At 64.3% G+C, this 16589-nt stretch carries 16 protein-coding genes; 8 read left to right on the top strand and 8 right to left on the bottom strand.

Annotated elements, in window-relative coordinates; translation table 11 throughout:
- Nucleotides 1-19 precede the first annotated feature (19 nt).
- The gene (locus tag ABKS89_RS16155; protein ID WP_138215625.1) at nt 20-904 is read right to left on the bottom strand and encodes a DMT family transporter; all 885 of its coding nucleotides are present in this window, start codon (nt 902-904) and stop codon (nt 20-22) included.
- Nucleotides 905-1420: 516 nt separating this feature from the next.
- On the opposite strand from ABKS89_RS16155, the gene ABKS89_RS16160 reads away from it, so the two are divergent.
- On the top strand, nt 1421-2671 hold the full coding sequence (locus ABKS89_RS16160; RefSeq protein ID WP_348586123.1) for an OprD family porin: 1251 nt from the start codon (nt 1421-1423) through the stop codon (nt 2669-2671).
- 179 nt (nt 2672-2850) lie between these two features.
- Here ABKS89_RS16160 and ABKS89_RS16165 read toward each other — a convergent pair whose 3' ends face one another.
- Entirely contained in the window at nt 2851-4077 is a 1227-nt protein-coding gene (locus tag ABKS89_RS16165; protein ID WP_171039445.1) for a PilT/PilU family type 4a pilus ATPase, read from the bottom strand.
- A gap of 185 nt (nt 4078-4262) precedes the next feature.
- Here ABKS89_RS16165 and ABKS89_RS16170 point away from each other — a divergent pair, with 185 nt between their 5' ends.
- The 5 genes from ABKS89_RS16170 to ABKS89_RS16190 all read left to right on the top strand — a co-directional run bounded on the left by ABKS89_RS16170 (nt 4263) and on the right by ABKS89_RS16190 (nt 8510).
- Complete coding sequence (locus tag ABKS89_RS16170; protein WP_138215623.1) at nt 4263-4541, top strand: peptidylprolyl isomerase; 279 nt, start codon at nt 4263-4265, stop codon at nt 4539-4541.
- A 50-nt stretch (nt 4542-4591) separates the two neighbouring features.
- Nucleotides 4592-4954 carry an MmcQ/YjbR family DNA-binding protein gene (locus tag ABKS89_RS16175; RefSeq protein WP_138215622.1) on the top strand — a complete coding sequence of 121 codons (363 nt, stop codon included), beginning with the start codon at nt 4592-4594 and terminating at the stop codon, nt 4952-4954.
- A complete protein-coding gene (locus tag ABKS89_RS16180; protein ID WP_138215621.1) occupies nt 4954-5508 on the top strand; it encodes a putative glycolipid-binding domain-containing protein in 555 nt (184 codons plus the stop codon). The genes ABKS89_RS16175 and ABKS89_RS16180 overlap by 1 nt, the downstream gene beginning before the upstream one ends.
- Before the next feature lie 260 nt (nt 5509-5768).
- On the top strand, nt 5769-6950 hold the full coding sequence (locus tag ABKS89_RS16185) for an MFS transporter (protein ID WP_348586124.1): 1182 nt from the start codon (nt 5769-5771) through the stop codon (nt 6948-6950).
- Between the two features lie 282 nt (nt 6951-7232).
- Nucleotides 7233-8510 carry an OprD family porin gene (locus ABKS89_RS16190; protein WP_138215619.1) on the top strand — a complete coding sequence of 426 codons (1278 nt, stop codon included), beginning with the start codon at nt 7233-7235 and terminating at the stop codon, nt 8508-8510.
- Between the two features lie 87 nt (nt 8511-8597).
- Here ABKS89_RS16190 and ABKS89_RS16195 read toward each other — a convergent pair whose 3' ends face one another.
- Together ABKS89_RS16195 and ABKS89_RS16200 are read right to left on the bottom strand one after the other, a co-directional pair.
- On the bottom strand, nt 8598-8879 hold the full coding sequence (locus ABKS89_RS16195) for a hypothetical protein (RefSeq protein WP_138215618.1): 282 nt from the start codon (nt 8877-8879) through the stop codon (nt 8598-8600).
- A 154-nt stretch (nt 8880-9033) separates the two neighbouring features.
- Nucleotides 9034-9984: a phospholipase D family protein gene (locus ABKS89_RS16200; protein ID WP_138215617.1), complete on the bottom strand. Its 951-nt coding sequence runs from the start codon at nt 9982-9984 to the stop codon at nt 9034-9036.
- 247 nt (nt 9985-10231) lie between these two features.
- Here ABKS89_RS16200 and ABKS89_RS16205 point away from each other — a divergent pair, with 247 nt between their 5' ends.
- Nucleotides 10232-11821: an ABC-F family ATPase gene (locus ABKS89_RS16205; RefSeq protein ID WP_138215616.1), complete on the top strand. Its 1590-nt coding sequence runs from the start codon at nt 10232-10234 to the stop codon at nt 11819-11821.
- A gap of 110 nt (nt 11822-11931) precedes the next feature.
- Here the strand turns inward: ABKS89_RS16205 and ABKS89_RS16210 are convergent, their stop codons facing one another.
- Nucleotides 11932-12945, bottom strand: coding sequence for an alpha/beta hydrolase family protein (locus tag ABKS89_RS16210; RefSeq protein WP_138215615.1), 1014 nt, complete (start codon nt 12943-12945; stop codon nt 11932-11934).
- 198 nt (nt 12946-13143) lie between these two features.
- On the bottom strand, nt 13144-13752 hold the full coding sequence (locus ABKS89_RS16215) for an FMN-dependent NADH-azoreductase (RefSeq protein WP_348586125.1): 609 nt from the start codon (nt 13750-13752) through the stop codon (nt 13144-13146).
- 131 nt (nt 13753-13883) lie between these two features.
- Here ABKS89_RS16215 and ABKS89_RS16220 point away from each other — a divergent pair, with 131 nt between their 5' ends.
- Entirely contained in the window at nt 13884-14789 is a 906-nt protein-coding gene (locus ABKS89_RS16220; RefSeq protein WP_138215613.1) for a LysR substrate-binding domain-containing protein, read from the top strand.
- A 31-nt stretch (nt 14790-14820) separates the two neighbouring features.
- On the opposite strand, the gene ABKS89_RS16225 is transcribed toward ABKS89_RS16220, so the two are convergent.
- Nucleotides 14821-15531: a DUF1294 domain-containing protein gene (locus ABKS89_RS16225; protein WP_348586126.1), complete on the bottom strand. Its 711-nt coding sequence runs from the start codon at nt 15529-15531 to the stop codon at nt 14821-14823.
- Between the two features lie 17 nt (nt 15532-15548).
- Nucleotides 15549-16379, bottom strand: coding sequence for an undecaprenyl-diphosphate phosphatase (locus tag ABKS89_RS16230; RefSeq protein WP_138215611.1), 831 nt, complete (start codon nt 16377-16379; stop codon nt 15549-15551).
- Nucleotides 16380-16589 lie beyond the last annotated feature (210 nt).

The following is a 16589-nucleotide window of genomic DNA, read 5'->3' on the forward strand; positions in this document are numbered from 1 at the left end:
TCGCGGGAAAAGTCCGCGTCTACCGCTTGCGACTCTGCAACCACGCCGCCGCCAGCCCGCTGCCGCAGATCACCGCGATCCCCAGCAGCGCCGACGGCTCCGGCGTATGGCCGAAGATCACGAAACCCAGCAGCCCGGCGAAGACGATCTGGCAATAGCTGAACGGTGCCAGCAGCGCTGGCGCGGCATGCCTGAAGGCCTGGGTCAGGAACAGGTGCGCAGTCATCCCGCAGGTGCCAAGGGCCAGCATCATCAGGCCATGCACCAGCCCCGGCCATTGCCAGAAGAACGGCACCAGCGCACTGACGATCAGGGTGTTGCATAGCCCGGCGAAGAAGTTGCTGGTGGTCGGGCTGTCCACTTGGCTGAGCTTGCGCGTCAGCAGCTGGTAGAAGCTGAAGCACAGCGCCGAGCCGAACGGCAGCAGCACCGCCGGGGTGAACAGGTCGCCACCGGGGTGGACGATGATCAGTACGCCAACAAACCCCACCAGCACCGCAGCCCACTGGCCAGCACTGACGCGCTCGCCCAGCAGCGGCACCGACAACGCCGTCACCAGCAGCGGCGCGAGGAAGTTCACCGAGGTCGCCTCGGCCAGCGGGATGTACTGCAAGCCCGTGGTGAACAGGAAGCTGGTGCCCAGCAGGCACAGCGCGCGAGCCGTCTGCAGGAACGGGTGACGGGTACGCAGCACGGCCAGGCCGGCGCGCGGCAGGAAGATGCCCGCCATCAGCAGCGTGTGCACCACGTAGCGCGCCCACACCACCATGACGATGGGATAGATGCTTGCCAGGTACTTGGACAGCGCGTCGTGGCTGGAGAACAGGAAAGTCGCCAGGACGATGAGCAGGATGCCCTTGAAGGGCTGGTGGACGCCGGACAACGGCGATTGGCTGGTACTCATCGACTCACGGAATCACTGGGCAGAAAGGTTGGCGTACGCGACTCGACAGCCTAGCAAGTTGCGCCGGGGAAAGAACCCGCCCCACGCCGGCGCGCGGACCTCGCGGGTCCGCTGCAAGGCCGGGCGATGACAGTCCCGCGCGGCGTTATGCCGGCCATGCTACGCGGAATCGCCCTACACAAATGTTCCATTTGGTTAATTCGTGTTCGAACAACGAACGCTTACGCCTCTGGCGAATTGCGGCGAGCCTCCGGCGAGCACCACTATGCCCCCAGCCGCCGCCTCGATGTGGCGCCAACAACTATAAGAAAGGTCCGTTCACATGCCCACGTTCTCCCTGGCACGCCTGCGCGCGTGCATCGCACCCGCCGCCCCTCCCAGCGCTTCCCCCGCGCCTGGCTGATCGCCTGATCCGCGCTCGCTGACTGCGTTCAACCTCCATCCGCCGCTCCCGACAGAGCCGCGCGGAGGACCCCGTTCGCCCCGAACAACGACAAGAATGCCGAGGGAACACCCATGCTCCGTCATCTGCCCCGCCTCACCATCAGTGCCTGCCTGCTACCCACCCTGCCCGTCCTGGCCCATGCCGACGAAGGTGGCTTTCTCGAAGACGCCAAGGCCAGCCTGCAGCTGCGCAACTTCTACATGAACCGCAACTACGTCGGTGACGCCCGGCAGAACAAGGCGGAGGAATGGACCCAGAGCTTCATCCTCGACGCCCGCTCCGGCTACACCCAGGGCACCGTCGGGTTCGGCCTGGACGTGCTCGGGCTGTACAGCCTGAAGCTCGACGGCGGCAAGGGCACGGCTGGCACCCAGCTGTTGCCGACCCACGACGACGGCCGCCCCGCCGACGACTTCGGGCGCCTGGCGGTGGCCGGCAAGGCCAAGGTATCGAAGACCGAATTCAAGGCCGGTGAATGGATGGTGGCTCTGCCGATCCTGCGCTCGGACGACGGGCGCTCGCTGCCGCAGACCTTCCAGGGCGCGCAGGTCACCTCGAAGGAAATCGACGGCCTGACCCTCTATGGCGGCCAGTTCCGTCAGAACAGCCCGCGCAACGACGCGAGCATGGAAGACCTGTCGCTGTTCAACCGCCCGGCCTTCACCTCGGACCGCTTCAACTTCGCCGGCGGCGAGTACCGCTTCAACGGCGACCACACGCTGGTCGGCCTGTGGAATGCGCAGCTGAAGAACATCTACCAGCAGCAGTACCTGCAACTGCAACACAGCCAGCCACTTGGCGACTGGGTACTCGGTGCGAATATCGGCTACTTCTGGGGCAAGGAGGACGGCAGCGCCCGTGCGGGCAACCTGGATAACCGCACCTTCTCCGGGCTGTTCTCGGCCAAGTACGGGGCGAGCACCTTCTACCTCGGCCTGCAGAAGGTCATGGGCGAGGACGAGTGGTTCCGCGTCAATGGCACCAGTGGCGGCACCCTGGCCAACGACAGCTTCAACGCCAGCTACGAGAGCGCGAAGGAGCGCTCCTGGCAACTGCGCCATGACTATGACTTCGTCGCCTTCGGCATCCCCGGCCTGACCCTGATGAACCGCTACATCCAGGGCCGCGACGTGCACAACGCCAGCACCGACGACGGCAGTGAATGGGGCCGCGAGAGCGAGCTGGCGTATACGGTGCAGAGCGGCACCTTCAAGACGCTGAACATCAAGTGGCGCAACTCCACCATGCGCCGCGACTGGGGCAGCACCAACAGCTTCGACGAGAACCGGCTGATCATCAGCTATCCGCTGTCGTTGCTGTAGTCACCGCCGATTGCCATCCGTAGGGCGCACAACCTGGAACAGGTTATCCGCCGCTTCGCTAACCGGCTTGTGGCGGATAACGCTGGCGCGTTATGCGCCCTACGAAACCGGCGGTCCGCTCCTACAGGCAACAAAAAAGCCCCGGCATGCCGGGGCTTTTCCGTTCAGTTCGCGGCTTATCAGCCGGCCGGCTTGTCCGCGTCTTCCGCTTCGATCTCTTCCAGCGCCAGTTCCAGCCCCCAACTGGAGGCTTCCACCGGCTGGGCGGCCACGGGCGGTGCAACCGGTGCCGGTGCGGCTGGCTTGGCTGCGGCGGGAGTGGCAGCACTACCGACGCTGCCCGGATTGTCCTTGTAGAGCTTGAGCTTCAGGCGCAGGTTGTTCGCCGAGTCGGCGTTCTTCACCGCCTCTTCCTCGGTGATCGCCCCTTCCACTGCGAGGTCGAACAGTGCCTGGTCGAAGGTCTGCATGCCGAGGGCGCGGGACTTGTCCATGATCTCCTTGATCGAGCTGAAGTCACCGCGCTTGATGATGTCGCTGATGGTCGCCGTGCCCAGTAGCACTTCCACCGCCGCGCGGCGCTTGCCGTCCTGGGTGCGCACCAGGCGCTGGGAGACGAAGGCCTTGAGGTTGTTGCCCAGGTCGTTGAGCAGCTGCGGCCGGCGCTCTTCGGGGAAGAAGTTGATGATGCGGTCCAGCGCCTGGTTGGCGTTGTTCGCGTGCAGCGTGGAGATCGCCAGGTGGCCGGTATCGGCGAAGGCCAGGGCGTGCTCCATGGTCTCACGGTCGCGGATCTCGCCGATCAGGATCACGTCCGGCGCCTGGCGCAGTGTGTTCTTCAGCGCGGCGTGGAAGCTGCGGGTGTCCACACCCACTTCGCGCTGGTTGATGATCGACTTGCGGTGCCGGTGTACGTACTCGATGGGGTCTTCGATGGTGATGATGTGGCCGCCGCTGTTGCGGTTTCGGTGGTCGATCAGCGCCGCCAGGGAGGTGGACTTGCCCGAGCCGGTGCCGCCGACGAAGAGCACCAGGCCGCGCTTCTCCATCACCACCTTGAGCAGCACTTCCGGCAGGTTCAGGTCGGCGAACAGCGGGATGTCCAGCTTGATGTTCCGCGCGACGATGGATACTTCGTTGCGCTGCTTGAACAGGTTGATACGGAAGCGGCCGACACCAGGCACGGAAATCGCGAGGTTCATTTCCAGCTCACGGTCGAACTCCGCGCGCTGCTCCTCGTCCATCAACCCGTAGCCGATGCGGGCGACGTCGCCGGCCTTCATCGGCTCGTTGGTCAGGGGCTTGAGCACCCCGTTGAACTTGGCGCAAGGCGGAGCGCCGGTGGAGAGGTAAAGATCCGAACCATCCTGGGTGGCCAGGATCTTGAGCATCGCTTGGATATCCATTGAACTGCATCCGTACGCTAGGTGGCGGCGGGCGCCGTCTGTAAGCAGCGCCCTATAAATAAGAATTTGCTTATTGACTCTATGGAGCGCCCCTGCGCCAGACAATGCAACCCATCGTGAAATGCGACCTGCATCACTGCTGCCGTACAATGCCGCCCAGACGTTTTCATTCAAGGACACAACCAATGCCCGTCGCCATGGCCCGCCACATCCTGGTCAAGACCTCCGCCGAAGCCGAGCAGATCAAGCAGCGCCTGGCCAAGGGCGAGGACTTTGCCGCCCTGGCGCGCAAGCATTCCACCTGCGCTTCCGGCAAACGCGGCGGCGACCTGGGCGAGGTACGCCCCGGCCAGATGGTGCGCAGCATCGACCAGGTGATCTTCAAGAAGCCGGTCGGCGTGATTCACGGGCCGGTAAAAAGCCAGTTCGGCTACCATCTGGTCGAAGTCTATTTCCGAGACTGAGCATGGTCGTGACTGATCAAGCGCGTGACTGACCGAGGGAACGCTCGCACATGACGCCGCAACAGATAGCCCGCTTCTGCCTGGAACTCCCCGGCGCCCGCGAAGACATCAAATGGGGCAGCAACCGGGTGTTCTCGGTGGCCGGCAACAAGATGTTCGCCATCCTCGACTTCCTCGACAGCGGCAACGGCGGCCTGGCCTTCAAGGTCGGCCCGGATCTGTTCCTGGGCTACGTCGACCGCCCCGGCATCCGCCCGGCGCCCTATCTGGCGCGAGCCTTCTGGATTTCCATGCAACGCCCCTACCCCATGGGCGACGCCGAATTGCGCGAAGCGCTGACCCGCTCGCACCAACTGGTCGTCGCCCGCCTGCCCAAGCGCCAACGCCTGGGCCTCGTGCTGGAGACGCCCTGATGCGTACGCTCGGCTGGGAAGGCATCTGGCGCGCGCCGACGGCCAGCTGGGAATCGCTGCAACTGGGTGAGCGGCGCGCCGAGAGCCAGTTGCGCGCCATCGATGAAGCAGGCGGACCGTCCTATCAGCTCGACTACCAGCTGGACTGGGACGACCAATGGCGGCTGCGGGGGGCGCGTTTCAGCGTGGAAAGCGCACTCGGTACGCATCAGTTGCACCTGCTGACCGATGGCGAAGGCCACTGGCAGGACGCCGAGGGCGAATCACTCAAGGACCTGGATGGTTGCCTGGATATCGACATCTGGCCGTCGCCCTTCACCAATACCTTCCCCATTCGCCGCCTGCATCTGGCCGATGGCGAGCGCCGGGAGCTGGCGGTCGTCTACCTGGAGGCGCCAAAGCTCAAGCCGGTGCGGATGCGCCAGGGCTACACGCGGGTCGATGCCCATCACTATCTCTACGAAAACCTCGAAGGCACGGATTTCAAGGCACTACTGAGCGTGGATGACGACGGGCTGGTGATCGATTACCCGACGCTGTTCCGCCGAGTCTGACCCCATTGTTTCCTGCAGGAGCGGGCCATGCGCGCGATCGCGGGCATGGCCCGCTCCTGCAATCAGTCGGCAAGTGAAGGTGCCTGCGTAGGGCGTACAACCTGGAACAGGTTATGCGCCGCCCCAAACAACGGCGGATAACGCTGACGCGTTATTCGCCCTACGGACGGATGTTATTTCAGGTAGTTCGTTAGCTAGCTTTCCTACACGTCAGACGCGGTCCATCATGTAGGACCACTCGCCGTACCGAACTGCAGCACATGTCCGCCGATTCCCGCTCGTCCTCGTCCACCACCCTGCAGGTGGTGTCCGTCGTCCTTTTCACCTTCATCGCCTACCTGAACATCGGCATCCCACTGGCCGTGCTGCCTGGCTACGTGCACAGCGACCTGGGCTTCGGCTCGGTGATGGCCGGCCTGGTCATCAGCGTCCAATACCTGGCCACCCTCCTCACCCGCCCGTACGCCGGCAAGGTCATCGACACCCTCGGACCCAAGCGCGCCGTGCTCTATGGCATGGTCGGCTGCGCCGGCAGCGGTGCACTGATGCTCGGCTCCTGGGCGATACAGAGCCTGCCATTGCTCAGCCTCGGCCTGCTGATGGTCGCGCGCCTGGTGCTGGGCACTTCGGAAAGCCTGGTTGGCAGCGCGTCGATCGCCTGGGGCATCGACCGCGTCGGCGCGGCGAACACCGCAAAAGTCATCTCCTGGAACGGAATCGCCAGCTATGGCGCCCTGGCCATTGGCGCGCCGCTGGGTGTGCTGATGGTCGGCCAACTCGGGCTGGCCAGCCTGGGTGGCAGCGTGGTTCTGCTGGCCGCGCTCGGCTTCGTCCTGGCCTGGCCCAAGCGTGCGGCAGCTCTGGTGCATGGCGAGCGGATGCCCTTCCACCACGTGCTCGGCCGGGTGTTCCCCCACGGCATGGGCCTGGCGCTGGGCGGCATCGGCTTCGGCACCATCGCCACCTTCATCACCCTCTATTACGCCAGTCTTGACTGGAAGGACGCGGTCTACTGCCTGACCGCCTTCGGCGGCTGCTTCATCGGCGCACGCCTGTTGTTCGCCAACGCCATCAACCGTCACGGTGGTTTCCGTGTCGCTATCGCCTGCCTGTCGGTGGAAAGCCTCGGCCTGCTTCTGCTGTGGAGCGCCCCGACGCCCTGGATCGCCCTCGCCGGCGCTGCGCTGACCGGTTTCGGCTTCTCCCTGGTATTCCCCGCACTGGGGGTCGAAGCCGTAGGCCTGGTGCCCGCGTCCAACCGTGGCGCCGCGCTGGGCGCCTATTCGCTGTTCATCGACGTATCCCTGGGCGTCACCGGGCCGCTGATGGGTGCGGTTGCCAACGGTTTCGGCTTCAGCTCGATCTTCCTCTGCGCCGCACTCGCAGCATTCAGCGGGCTGATCCTCAGCCTCTGGCTGTACCAGCGCTCGTACTCCCGCTGAGCCCGGCGACGCGGCAATCTGCCGCGACTTCGCCCATCCCCCGCGAGCCGCCGCGATCCGGCAGGCAAAACCGCTGATCAGGTAATCATGACGGGAGCGTGACAGAGGCTGGACGAAAAAGTTCGAACCTCTGCTATCATCCCGCGGCGCCGGGGCGACCACGCCCCGAATACAACCAAAAGAATATGCCAGCACAGGACTCCACCTACCCCGATCACGCACTTCGGGGCGGAGAGCTTTTTTCTTTCTGCTCGCTGGCGCTGCACCATTAAGGAAATCAAGATGCTGAACCACCGGATCAGTCTGCTCGCACTGGGGATCCTCGCGTCGACCGCTGCAATGGCCGATGACCAGTCCGCCGCCAAGGGCTTCACCGAAGACAGCCACCTGGACCTGTTCTTCCGCAACGCCTACATGAACCGTGACTACAAGCACGGTCGTGACGACAAGGCCGAGTGGGGCCAGGCCGCCACCGCCACCTTCACCTCCGGCTTCACCCAGGGCACCGTAGGCTTCGGCGTTGACGCGTTCGGCATGTACGCCCTGCGTCTGGACGGTGGCCAGGGCAAGAGCGGCGCCGCCGGCATCGACTTCTTCAAGCAGGGCGACAGCGGCGAAGCCGCCAACGACCTGGCCCGCGCCGGTGGCGCAGTGAAGGCTCGCTTCTCCAACACCGTGATCAAGTACGGTGACCAGATGCCGGCCCTGCCGATCCTGAGCTACGACAACTCCCGCCTCCTGCCGGAAAGCTTCACCGGCACCCTGATCACCTCCAAGGAGATCGAAGGCCTGGAGCTGAACGTCGGCCGCTTCACCTCGGAAACCCGCAAGAGCGCCGAAGGGCGTGACAGCGGCGGCCTGAAGCGCATCGACGTGTTCGGCGGCAGCTACAAGTTCACCGACAACTTCAGCGGCTCGCTGTACGGCTACGAGAGCGAAGACGTCGCTCGCAAGCAGTACATGAACCTGAACTACGTCATCCCGGTGGCCGACAAGCAGTCCCTGACCCTGGACTTCAACGGCTACCGCACCCGCGTGAACGAAGACTTCGCCTCCGACAACGGCATCGACGGCACCAAGAACACCATCTGGAGCCTGTCGGCCGCCTACAACATCGGCGTCCACACCTTCATGATCGCGCACCAGCGCAACAACGGTGATTCCGGCTACAACTACGGCTGGTACCAGAACCAGGGCGGCCTGGGCGACGGCGGCACCACCATCTGGCTGGCCAACTCCTACTGGTCGGACTTCAACGGTGAAGACGAGCGTTCCTGGCAGGGCAGCTACAGCCTGGACTTCTCCGAGTACGGCGTACCGGGCCTGAGCTACACCGTGGCCTACGTCTACGGCGACAACATCAAGACCGCCGAGACCAGCAATGGCAAAGAGCGCGAAATCTTCAACCAGCTGAAGTACGTCGTACCGAGCGGCCCGGCCAAGGACCTGTCGGTCAAGCTGCGCGGCTCCTGGCTGCGCGTGTCCAACGACGCCCGCTCCTACAACGACGACGGCAACGAAGTGCGCGTCTTCGTCGAGTACCCGGTCAACATCTTCTGATGACCTGATCAGGCTCGAAAGAAAACGCCCCGTGGCAGCGATGCCACGGGGCGTTTTTCATTCCGGCGCCACTCTGGTCCAGGCGATCTACTCCAGGGAGCGGCGCCTGTGCAGCCAGGGCAACGGCGGCAGCGCCATGCGCAGGATGTGGAAGCACAACAGCAGGATCAGCGCGCCCGCCACGAACGAGCCCAGGCGCTGGGCTGGTTCGAGCGTGTCGTTGAGCACGTTGAGGAACAGCATCGCACTGCCGCCCAGCATGCAAGCCAGCAGGAACACCGAGAGGATGTAGATCTTCAGCGTCAGCAGTCGCCAATGCCAGCGCATGCGGCGGCGGACGGGGACTTCATCGGGGGGAAGTTGCGGCATGATCCATTGCCTCCTGACAGGTTTCTGACGGGCTCACGCAACTGCAGCATGCGACGTCGAGATATTGGCAGGAGGCTAGCCATCATCGTGCAGAATGCCAAGTCGCACAGCGTGCGACCGTCGGATTGCAGGCTGTGCGCCGATGAATGGCTGCTCAGCGCACGACGCTATTGATGTCGTGGCGGTTGAGCGAGGTGCGCATTTCTTCGTACCACTCCGGGATCACGTCCTTCAGGCGCTCCTTGGCGTCCTCCAGCTTGAACGGCTGGGTGTAGCGCTTCTTGCGGTAGGAGTAGATGTAGTACGTGCCGTCGCGATAGAGGATGCGGTCGAAGGTGTAGAAGCCAATATGCGTGCCGTTGCAGCGTGCGGTCAGCACCATGTCGCCCTCTTCGTAGGGCAGCACGCCTTCAGCGCACTCATAGGTGAAGAACTCGCGCACGTCGTCCCAGTCCACACCATCGCTGCTGGCGTGCAGGAAGGCCTCGGCCTTCTCTTCGGAATCATCGGAGTGATCGCTGTACCAGATGAACAGCGGGATGCTCTGGTTGGTCTCGTCGCCCAGCCAGCTCTCGCCGTCCAGGTACTGCGCACTGCGCGCCAGGCTGGCCTGCACGCGGCGGTGGCTCTGGCGGTATTCCTCCAGTTGCTCGTCGAAAGCCGGCGAATCCTCACCCAGCACCACGCCTTCCATGCCCTTGATCTCGGCCACCCGCGCCAGGTACTCGGCGTAGAGCGCCGTGTCCTGGATCACGGTGCAGGTGTCGCGGGTCAGGCTCAAGCCGACTTCGGTGAAGTTGGCGCTACCCAGCACGACCACGTCCGGCTCGATCAGGATCAGCTTCCAGTGCACGCTGTTCTGCGCGCGGAAGTCGACGTGCAGGGTGACGCTGGTGCCGGCATCGCGGATGCAGAAGTCGATGAAGTCCGGCGAACTGAACGAGTTGATGGTGCCCACCAGCAGGTCCAGGCGATTGCCCTTCTCCACCAGGGTTTCGATCAGTGACTCGGTTTCACTGGCGGAGGCCGAGACCACAGTGATCAGCTTGCCGCTGACCTGCTCCAGGTACTGCTTGAGCGATTTTTGAGCGTTAAGGATTTGCATACAGCCCCCACCAGAATTCTGAACACCGAATTCTGATGCAGGAGCATGAGCGGTTTCAACTGTCGGATATCGCCATAAGCCCGCATCACGGGCTCTGCAGCGGCAATGCATGCAGCGCGGGCCCGGCTGTGGCATAATGAGCGGCTTTGCCAGGCGCCTGTCGGCCTTCTTCGACAGCGCAGGCCTTCCCTGCCCGCCCGCGCCGTCCGCGCCCGGCGCGCACCATGTCCAGCCAAGGGTCAGTCAGTTGATTTCCACCGCCAATATCACCATGCAGTTTGGCGCCAAGCCGCTGTTCGAAAACGTTTCCGTCAAGTTCGGCAACGGCAACCGCTACGGCCTGATTGGCGCCAACGGTTGTGGCAAGTCCACCTTCATGAAGATCCTCGGCGGTGAGCTGGAGCCTTCGGGCGGCCAGGTAATGCTGGAAAACGGCGTCCGCCTGGGCAAGCTGCGCCAGGACCAGTTCGCCTATGAAGACTTCAGCGTGATCGACACCGTGATCATGGGCCACGAGGAGCTGTGGAAGGTCAAGGCCGAACGCGATCGCATCTACTCCCTGCCGGAGATGAGCGAAGAAGACGGCATGGCCGTCGCCGAGCTGGAAGTCCAGTTCGCAGAGTTCGACGGCTACACCGCCGAATCCCGCGCCGGTGAGCTGCTGCTGGGCCTGGGCATTCCGCTGGACCAGCACTTCGGCCCGATGAGCGCCGTCGCCCCAGGCTGGAAACTGCGCGTGCTGCTGGCCCAGGCGTTGTTCTCCGACCCGGACCTGCTGCTGCTCGACGAACCGACCAACCACCTGGACATCAACACCATCCGCTGGCTGGAAAACATCATCACGGCGCGTAACAGCACCATGATCATCATTTCCCACGACCGTCACTTCCTCAACAGCGTCTGCACCCACATGGCGGACCTGGACTACGGCGAGCTGCGCCTGTTCCCGGGCAACTACGACGAGTACATGACCGCGGCCGAACAGGCCCGCGAGCGCCTGCTGTCGGACAACGCCAAGAAGAAAGCCCAGATCGCCGAGCTGCAGACCTTCGTCAGCCGCTTCTCGGCCAACGCCTCCAAGGCCAAGCAGGCCACCAGCCGTGCACGCCAGATCGACAAGATCCAGCTGGAAGAGGTCAAGCCGTCCAGCCGCGTCAGCCCGTTCATCCGCTTCGAGCAGCACAAGAAGCTGCACCGCCAGGCAGTGACCCTGGAAAAGGTCAGCCAGGGCTTCGACGGCGGCTCGCTGTTCAAGAACCTGAGCCTGCAGGTGGAAGCTGGCGAGCGCATCGCCATCATCGGCCCCAACGGCATCGGCAAGACCACCCTGCTGCGCACCCTGGTAGGCGAAATGGCGCCCACCGCCGGTGAAGTGAAGTGGACCGACAGCGCGGACGTGGGCTACTTCGCCCAGGACCACGCCGAAGACTTCGAGGACGACTACAACCTGTTCGACTGGATGGCCCAGTGGACCCAGGGCGGCGAGCAGCTGGTGCGTGGCACCCTCGGCCGCATGCTGTTCTCCAACGACGAGATCAAGAAGTCGGTGAAGGTGATCTCCGGTGGTGAGCAGGGCCGCATGCTGTTCGGCAAGCTGATCCTCAAGCGCCCCAACGTGCTGGTGATGGACGAACCGACCAACCACCTGGACATGGAATCCATCGAGTCGCTCAACCTGGCGCTGGAGAACTACCCGGGCACGCTGATCTTCGTCAGCCATGACCGCGAGTTCGTGTCCTCCCTGGCCACCCGCATCATCGAGCTGTCGGAAAACGGCGTGACCGACTTCAGCGGCACCTACGATGACTACCTGCGCAGCCAGGGTGTGATCGTCTGATCAACACCACGTTGCGATGAAAAAGCCCCGCCGAGTGCGGGGCTTTTTCTTGGGCGTTTCTCGGCAGGCGCGGACGTGGCCCGCCCCTACAGGGGGCGCATGGCGCGGAATCAACGCCCTGACGTCTGCATCGTCGCGCTGCCCAGGCTGACGTCGAAGAACTCCGCCGCCGAGGCGGCCAGGTCACGGTGGATGGCCTTGCGATCCACACGCTGGGTGTCGGTGCACAGGTCGGGGGTGGCTTCCACCTCCTCCTCCGAACAGGGCGACATGAAGACGAAGTGCCCTGCTCCATCCAGCACCCGCAGGTCCGCCTGCTGCGGCAGCTTGCGAGCCAGCGCGCCGGCATTTTTCTTCCAGTCGAGAATCTGGTCCTCATTGCCGGTGTAGAGCAACACCGGCACCTGCACGTCTTCCAGCTCATGGACGCCATACATCAGGCTCAGCGGCGCCAGCAGGAGCAAGGCGCCGATGCGCGGATCGGCCATGGGCACCAGGTCGTTGCGATCGCCGCGCACCTCGCCCTTCTCGCTGCAGGCGTCGGCGTCGTCCGGGCGCTCCTGGCAATACTTGATCAGCCGATCCAGGCGCGGCTGGGCGCCGGCGAGGATCAGCGCCGTTTCACCACCGGCGGAATAGCCGATCACGCCGACCTTGCGCGGGTCGGCAATGGCCGCGACCTTGGGATCGAGCAGCGCGGCACTGATGGTTTCCGACACCTGCAGCGGCCGCCCGTAGAGGTTGCTCTTGGCGCCCAGGCGACTGTGGTCATGCAGGTTGTCGCCGGGGTGCAGCAAGGCCACCACCACGAAGCCCTTGCGCACCAGCGCCTCGATCAAGTCGCGGTGGGCCAGCGGTGTTCCGTAGTTGCCGTGGGACATCACCAGCAGCGGAAAGCGACCGTTGGCGGTCTGCCCTTCGTAGGCGACGTCGAGGATGAAATTGCCCAGGTGCAGGGGCTGTTCCGGCGCGCGCGTGGGGTAGAAGGCGATGGCCTTCATCGGCTGCTGGTCCAGCGGGTCGCTCACCTGAAGGCGGTGAAAACCCACATTCCAGCCTTGTGCCGCCCAACTCGCGGTACTGAAGGTAACGAGCAGCAGGAACCAGAACAGGCGCCTCGCCATGGTGCAGTTCGCTCCGATTTGTCTCCGGATCAGGCGCCACGAGGCTTGTTGGTGAATGCAGAGACCACCGGGCGCCGCCTGGAGGGAACCTCTGCATAGTACGCGCCAGCGAGACTCGCTCCGTGCCCGCAGACAGGCGGCACTGCCCAGGCACAAAAAAGCCCCGCATGGGCGGGGCTTTTCTGCTCAGGGCAACGATCAGGCAGCGGCGAACTGGCTGGCGATGCTTGCCTGAGCGCCGGCGATGGCGTTGCGGCGCGGCTCGTCACCGTAGGCCAGGCCTTCAGCGCGAACGACCTCGATGTCGGTGATGCCGAGGAAGTTCAGCACCAGTTCCAGGTAGTTCTCGTGGGCGATGCCAGTCGGTTGGCCAGCATGGATGCCGCCTGCGGTGGAAACGATGATCACTTTCTTGCCGACTGCCAGGCCTTCCGGGCCGCTCTCGGTGTAGCGGAAGGTCTTGCCGGCGACGGCGATGCGGTCGATCCAGGCCTTCAGCTGGCTGGGAATCGAGAAGTTGTACATCGGCGCGCCGATGACGATGGCGTCGGCGCCGAGGAACTCCTCGATGCTCTTCTCCCCCAGGTCGGCTTCGTGCTTCTGCGCAGCATCGCGCAGCTCGGCCGGGGTGCCGGCGGCAACCAGGCTGGCGGAGGACAGGTGGCTGATCGCGTCGGCAGCCAGGTCACGGTAGGTGACTTCAACGCCCGGTTCGGCGGCAGCCCAGGCGGCGACCAGTTCGGCGCTCAGTTGGCGGGAAGTGGAGTTGTCGCCAAGGATGCTCGAGTCGATGTGCAGCAGTTTCATGTGTGTTCTCCAGGAATGTGGCCAAGTGGGTTGGCGGAGGAATTCGTCGTTGGAAGCAAGACTACGCATGTAGCCAATCTTCGATAAGTCGGCAAAAATGCAATGATTCGTCTCACCAACAGGACAATCCCATGCAGGACCTCAATGACCTCTTCTACTTCGCCAAGGTGGTGGAAGCCGGTGGCTTCGCCGCAGCCGGACGCCTGCTGGGCCTGCCGAAGTCACGCCTGTCGCGGCGTGTAGCGGAACTGGAAGCGCGCCTGGATGTGCGCCTGCTGCAGCGCACGACCCGCAAACTGGCGCTCACCGACCTGGGCGAGCGCTATTACCGGCACTGCCAGGCCATGCTGGTGGAAGCCGAGATGGCGGACGAAGTCGCGGCGCAATTGAGCGCGGAACCGCGCGGACGAGTGCGCCTGTCGTGCCCGGTGGCGCTGGCGGAAACCTCGCTGAACGAGATGCTGCCCGGTTTTCTTGCAGCCTATCCGCAGGTGAATCTGGAGCTGATGCTGACCAACCGCCGCGTCGACCTGCTCAACGAAAGTATCGACGTCGCGCTGCGCGTGCGGGCACCGGGGGATGAGGACCTGTCGCTGATCTCGCGGCGCCTGCGCCTGGCGAAGACTGCGCTGGTGGCCGCACCGTCACTGCTCAAGGGCGTCAAGCTGCGTGCGCCGGAGGACCTGGCTGCCCTGCCCGTCCTCGGCGCCATCGACAACGATCGCCGCGTGCACATGAAGCTGACCGGCCCACAGGGCGAGGTGAAGGAAGTGGCGCTGGAGGCGCGTCTGGCGGTCGAAGACTTCAACCTGCGCAAGAACGTGGCGCTGGCGGGGTTGGGCGTGACACTCCTGCCGCTGCACTACTGCACCGAGGAACTGGAGGATGGCCGGCTGGTGCGCGTGCTCCCCGCCTGGAGCGAACCGGAAGCCTACCTGCAGGCGGTATATCCGCACCGACGCGGCATCCTCCCGGCGGTGCGGGCGCTGCTCGACTATCTGCAGGAAGGCTTCTCGAGGGACGACTGGCCGGTCTGACGACGAGCCAGCCCCTGAATGGGGACGCCGATTACGCCGGGGTGACGCCCAGGCCCATCAGTGCGCCGATCCAGCCCAGCAGACGGCCGCCACTAAGCCAGTCGATCCAGAACACCTGGTGCAGCACGACGATAGCCCAGAACACCAGCTGGAAGGACAGCTTGCGGGCCTTGTGGCGAAACACCTGCTGGGCGAGGAACGCGCCCGGCCAACCGCCGAGCAGTTCCAGCAGGTGCAGGCTCTGTTCGGGGGTACGCCAGTCGTTGCGCTCGGCGCTGCGCTTGTCACGCCAATAGGCGAAGAAGGCCAGGACGCTGAAGACCGGATAGAGCAGCAGGAACCAGACGAAGTAGGCGTCCTTCAGCCAGAGCACCGAGCCGATGGCGGGCAGCGCCAGCAGCACGGCGAGGATCGCCAGCGCCTTGCCCAGAGAGCGCTTTGGCGCACTGGGGAAGGCGACTTCGCGGCCACTGCGAACCCGCTCGCGAGTGGCTGTCGCAGCGGGCTTGCGGCGAATTGCCGGGGTATCGATGGCCAGCCCGGCAAGGCGGGCATGATCGGCGCGGGGGCGGCCGTCCTTGCCGGTGCCTTCGACGTAACGGACCTGGTCGCCCTCTTCCGGGCGGCGGTCGCCACGGAAGTCGGAGATGTGCAGGAAGACTTCCTTGCCGCCGGCCTGGGGGCGGATGAAGCCGAAGCCCTTGTCATCGTCCCAGCGGCTGATGGTGCCGTTCTTTTCCACGTTCACTCGCTATCGGATCAGGGTTTGACGCTGCTCCAGTCGATCAGGGCGAACTGCCAGGTCGCCAGGATCAGCAGGCCGAACACGATACGGTACCAGGCGAAGGCCGCATAGCTGTGGTTGGCGATGAACTTGAGCAGGCCGCGCACCGCGATCATCGCGAAGATGAAGGAGGTGACGAAGCCGATGGCGAATACCGGCAGGTCCGAGGGCTGGAAGATGTCGCGGTACTTGTAGCCCGAGTAGACCGCGGCGCCGACCATGGTCGGCATGGCGAGGAAGAACGAGAACTCGGTGGCCGCCTTGCGCGACAGGCCGAACAGCAGGCCGCCGATGATGGTGGCGCCGGAGCGCGAGGTGCCCGGTATCAGCGCCAGGCACTGGCAGCAGCCGACCTTCAGGGCTTCCTTCCAGGTCATGTCGTCGACGGTCTCGGCGTGGACCACGTGCTGGCGTTTCTCCGCCCAAAGCATGATCACGCCGCCCACCACCAGGGCCACGGCCACGGTGATCGGGTTGAACAGGTAGTGGTGGATGTAGTCGGCGAAGGCCACGCCCAGGATCACCGCCGGGAAGAAAGCGATCAGCAGGTTGACGGTGAAGCGCTGCGCCTTGCGCTGGGTGGGCAGGCCGACGACGATCTCGAGGATCTTGCGGCGGAACTCCCAGACCACGGCCAGGATGGCGGCCAGCTGGATGATGATGTTGAAGGCTTCGGCACGCTCACCGCCAAATCCGATGAGGTCCGCCACGATGATCTGGTGGCCGGTGCTGGAGATCGGCAGGAACTCGGTAAGCCCCTCGACCACGCCAAGAATGAAGGCCTGAAAGGCGCTCCACAGATCCATACTACTGTCCCCCGCGAGGCACGCTGGCTCGCACGTTTCTAATGGTTTTGTCCCGCTGCCTGCTCCTGGCGCGCAAGCGCCGCAACGGCGTCGGCATGCTAATGCATTGCCTGCGGTTCGCTACGAAATTCACAAAAATTTCTCTTCCACGGCGCGAGCAGAGGAAGCGTTGGCAGTTCGGCAAATTCGAGCTGCCTTTCATCGCCAGGA

Origin of the sequence: Pseudomonas sp. LABIM340, from assembly GCF_040017195.2 — a bacterium.
Taxonomy (GTDB): Bacteria; Pseudomonadota; Gammaproteobacteria; order Pseudomonadales; family Pseudomonadaceae; genus Pseudomonas.

Excerpts from the sequence above, each read along its gene's own strand:
- ABKS89_RS16195 (WP_138215618.1), bottom strand. The coding sequence starts at position 8,879 with ATGCCGCAACTTCCCCCCGATGAAGTCCCCGTCCGCCGCCGCATGCGC.
- ABKS89_RS16165 (WP_171039445.1), bottom strand. The coding sequence starts at position 4,077 with ATGGATATCCAAGCGATGCTCAAGATCCTGGCCACCCAGGATGGTTCG.
- ABKS89_RS16155 (WP_138215625.1), bottom strand. The coding sequence starts at position 904 with ATGAGTACCAGCCAATCGCCGTTGTCCGGCGTCCACCAGCCCTTCAAG.
- ABKS89_RS16220 (WP_138215613.1), top strand. The coding sequence starts at position 13,884 with ATGCAGGACCTCAATGACCTCTTCTACTTCGCCAAGGTGGTGGAAGCC.
- ABKS89_RS16185 (WP_348586124.1), top strand. The coding sequence starts at position 5,769 with ATGTCCGCCGATTCCCGCTCGTCCTCGTCCACCACCCTGCAGGTGGTG.
- ABKS89_RS16175 (WP_138215622.1), top strand. The coding sequence starts at position 4,592 with ATGACGCCGCAACAGATAGCCCGCTTCTGCCTGGAACTCCCCGGCGCC.
- ABKS89_RS16210 (WP_138215615.1), bottom strand. The coding sequence starts at position 12,945 with ATGGCGAGGCGCCTGTTCTGGTTCCTGCTGCTCGTTACCTTCAGTACC.
- ABKS89_RS16190 (WP_138215619.1), top strand. The coding sequence starts at position 7,233 with ATGCTGAACCACCGGATCAGTCTGCTCGCACTGGGGATCCTCGCGTCG.
- ABKS89_RS16170 (WP_138215623.1), top strand. The coding sequence starts at position 4,263 with ATGCCCGTCGCCATGGCCCGCCACATCCTGGTCAAGACCTCCGCCGAA.
- ABKS89_RS16160 (WP_348586123.1), top strand. The coding sequence starts at position 1,421 with ATGCTCCGTCATCTGCCCCGCCTCACCATCAGTGCCTGCCTGCTACCC.
- ABKS89_RS16180 (WP_138215621.1), top strand. The coding sequence starts at position 4,954 with ATGCGTACGCTCGGCTGGGAAGGCATCTGGCGCGCGCCGACGGCCAGC.
- ABKS89_RS16200 (WP_138215617.1), bottom strand. The coding sequence starts at position 9,984 with ATGCAAATCCTTAACGCTCAAAAATCGCTCAAGCAGTACCTGGAGCAG.
- ABKS89_RS16230 (WP_138215611.1), bottom strand. The coding sequence starts at position 16,379 with ATGGATCTGTGGAGCGCCTTTCAGGCCTTCATTCTTGGCGTGGTCGAG.
- ABKS89_RS16215 (WP_348586125.1), bottom strand. The coding sequence starts at position 13,752 with ATGAAACTGCTGCACATCGACTCGAGCATCCTTGGCGACAACTCCACT.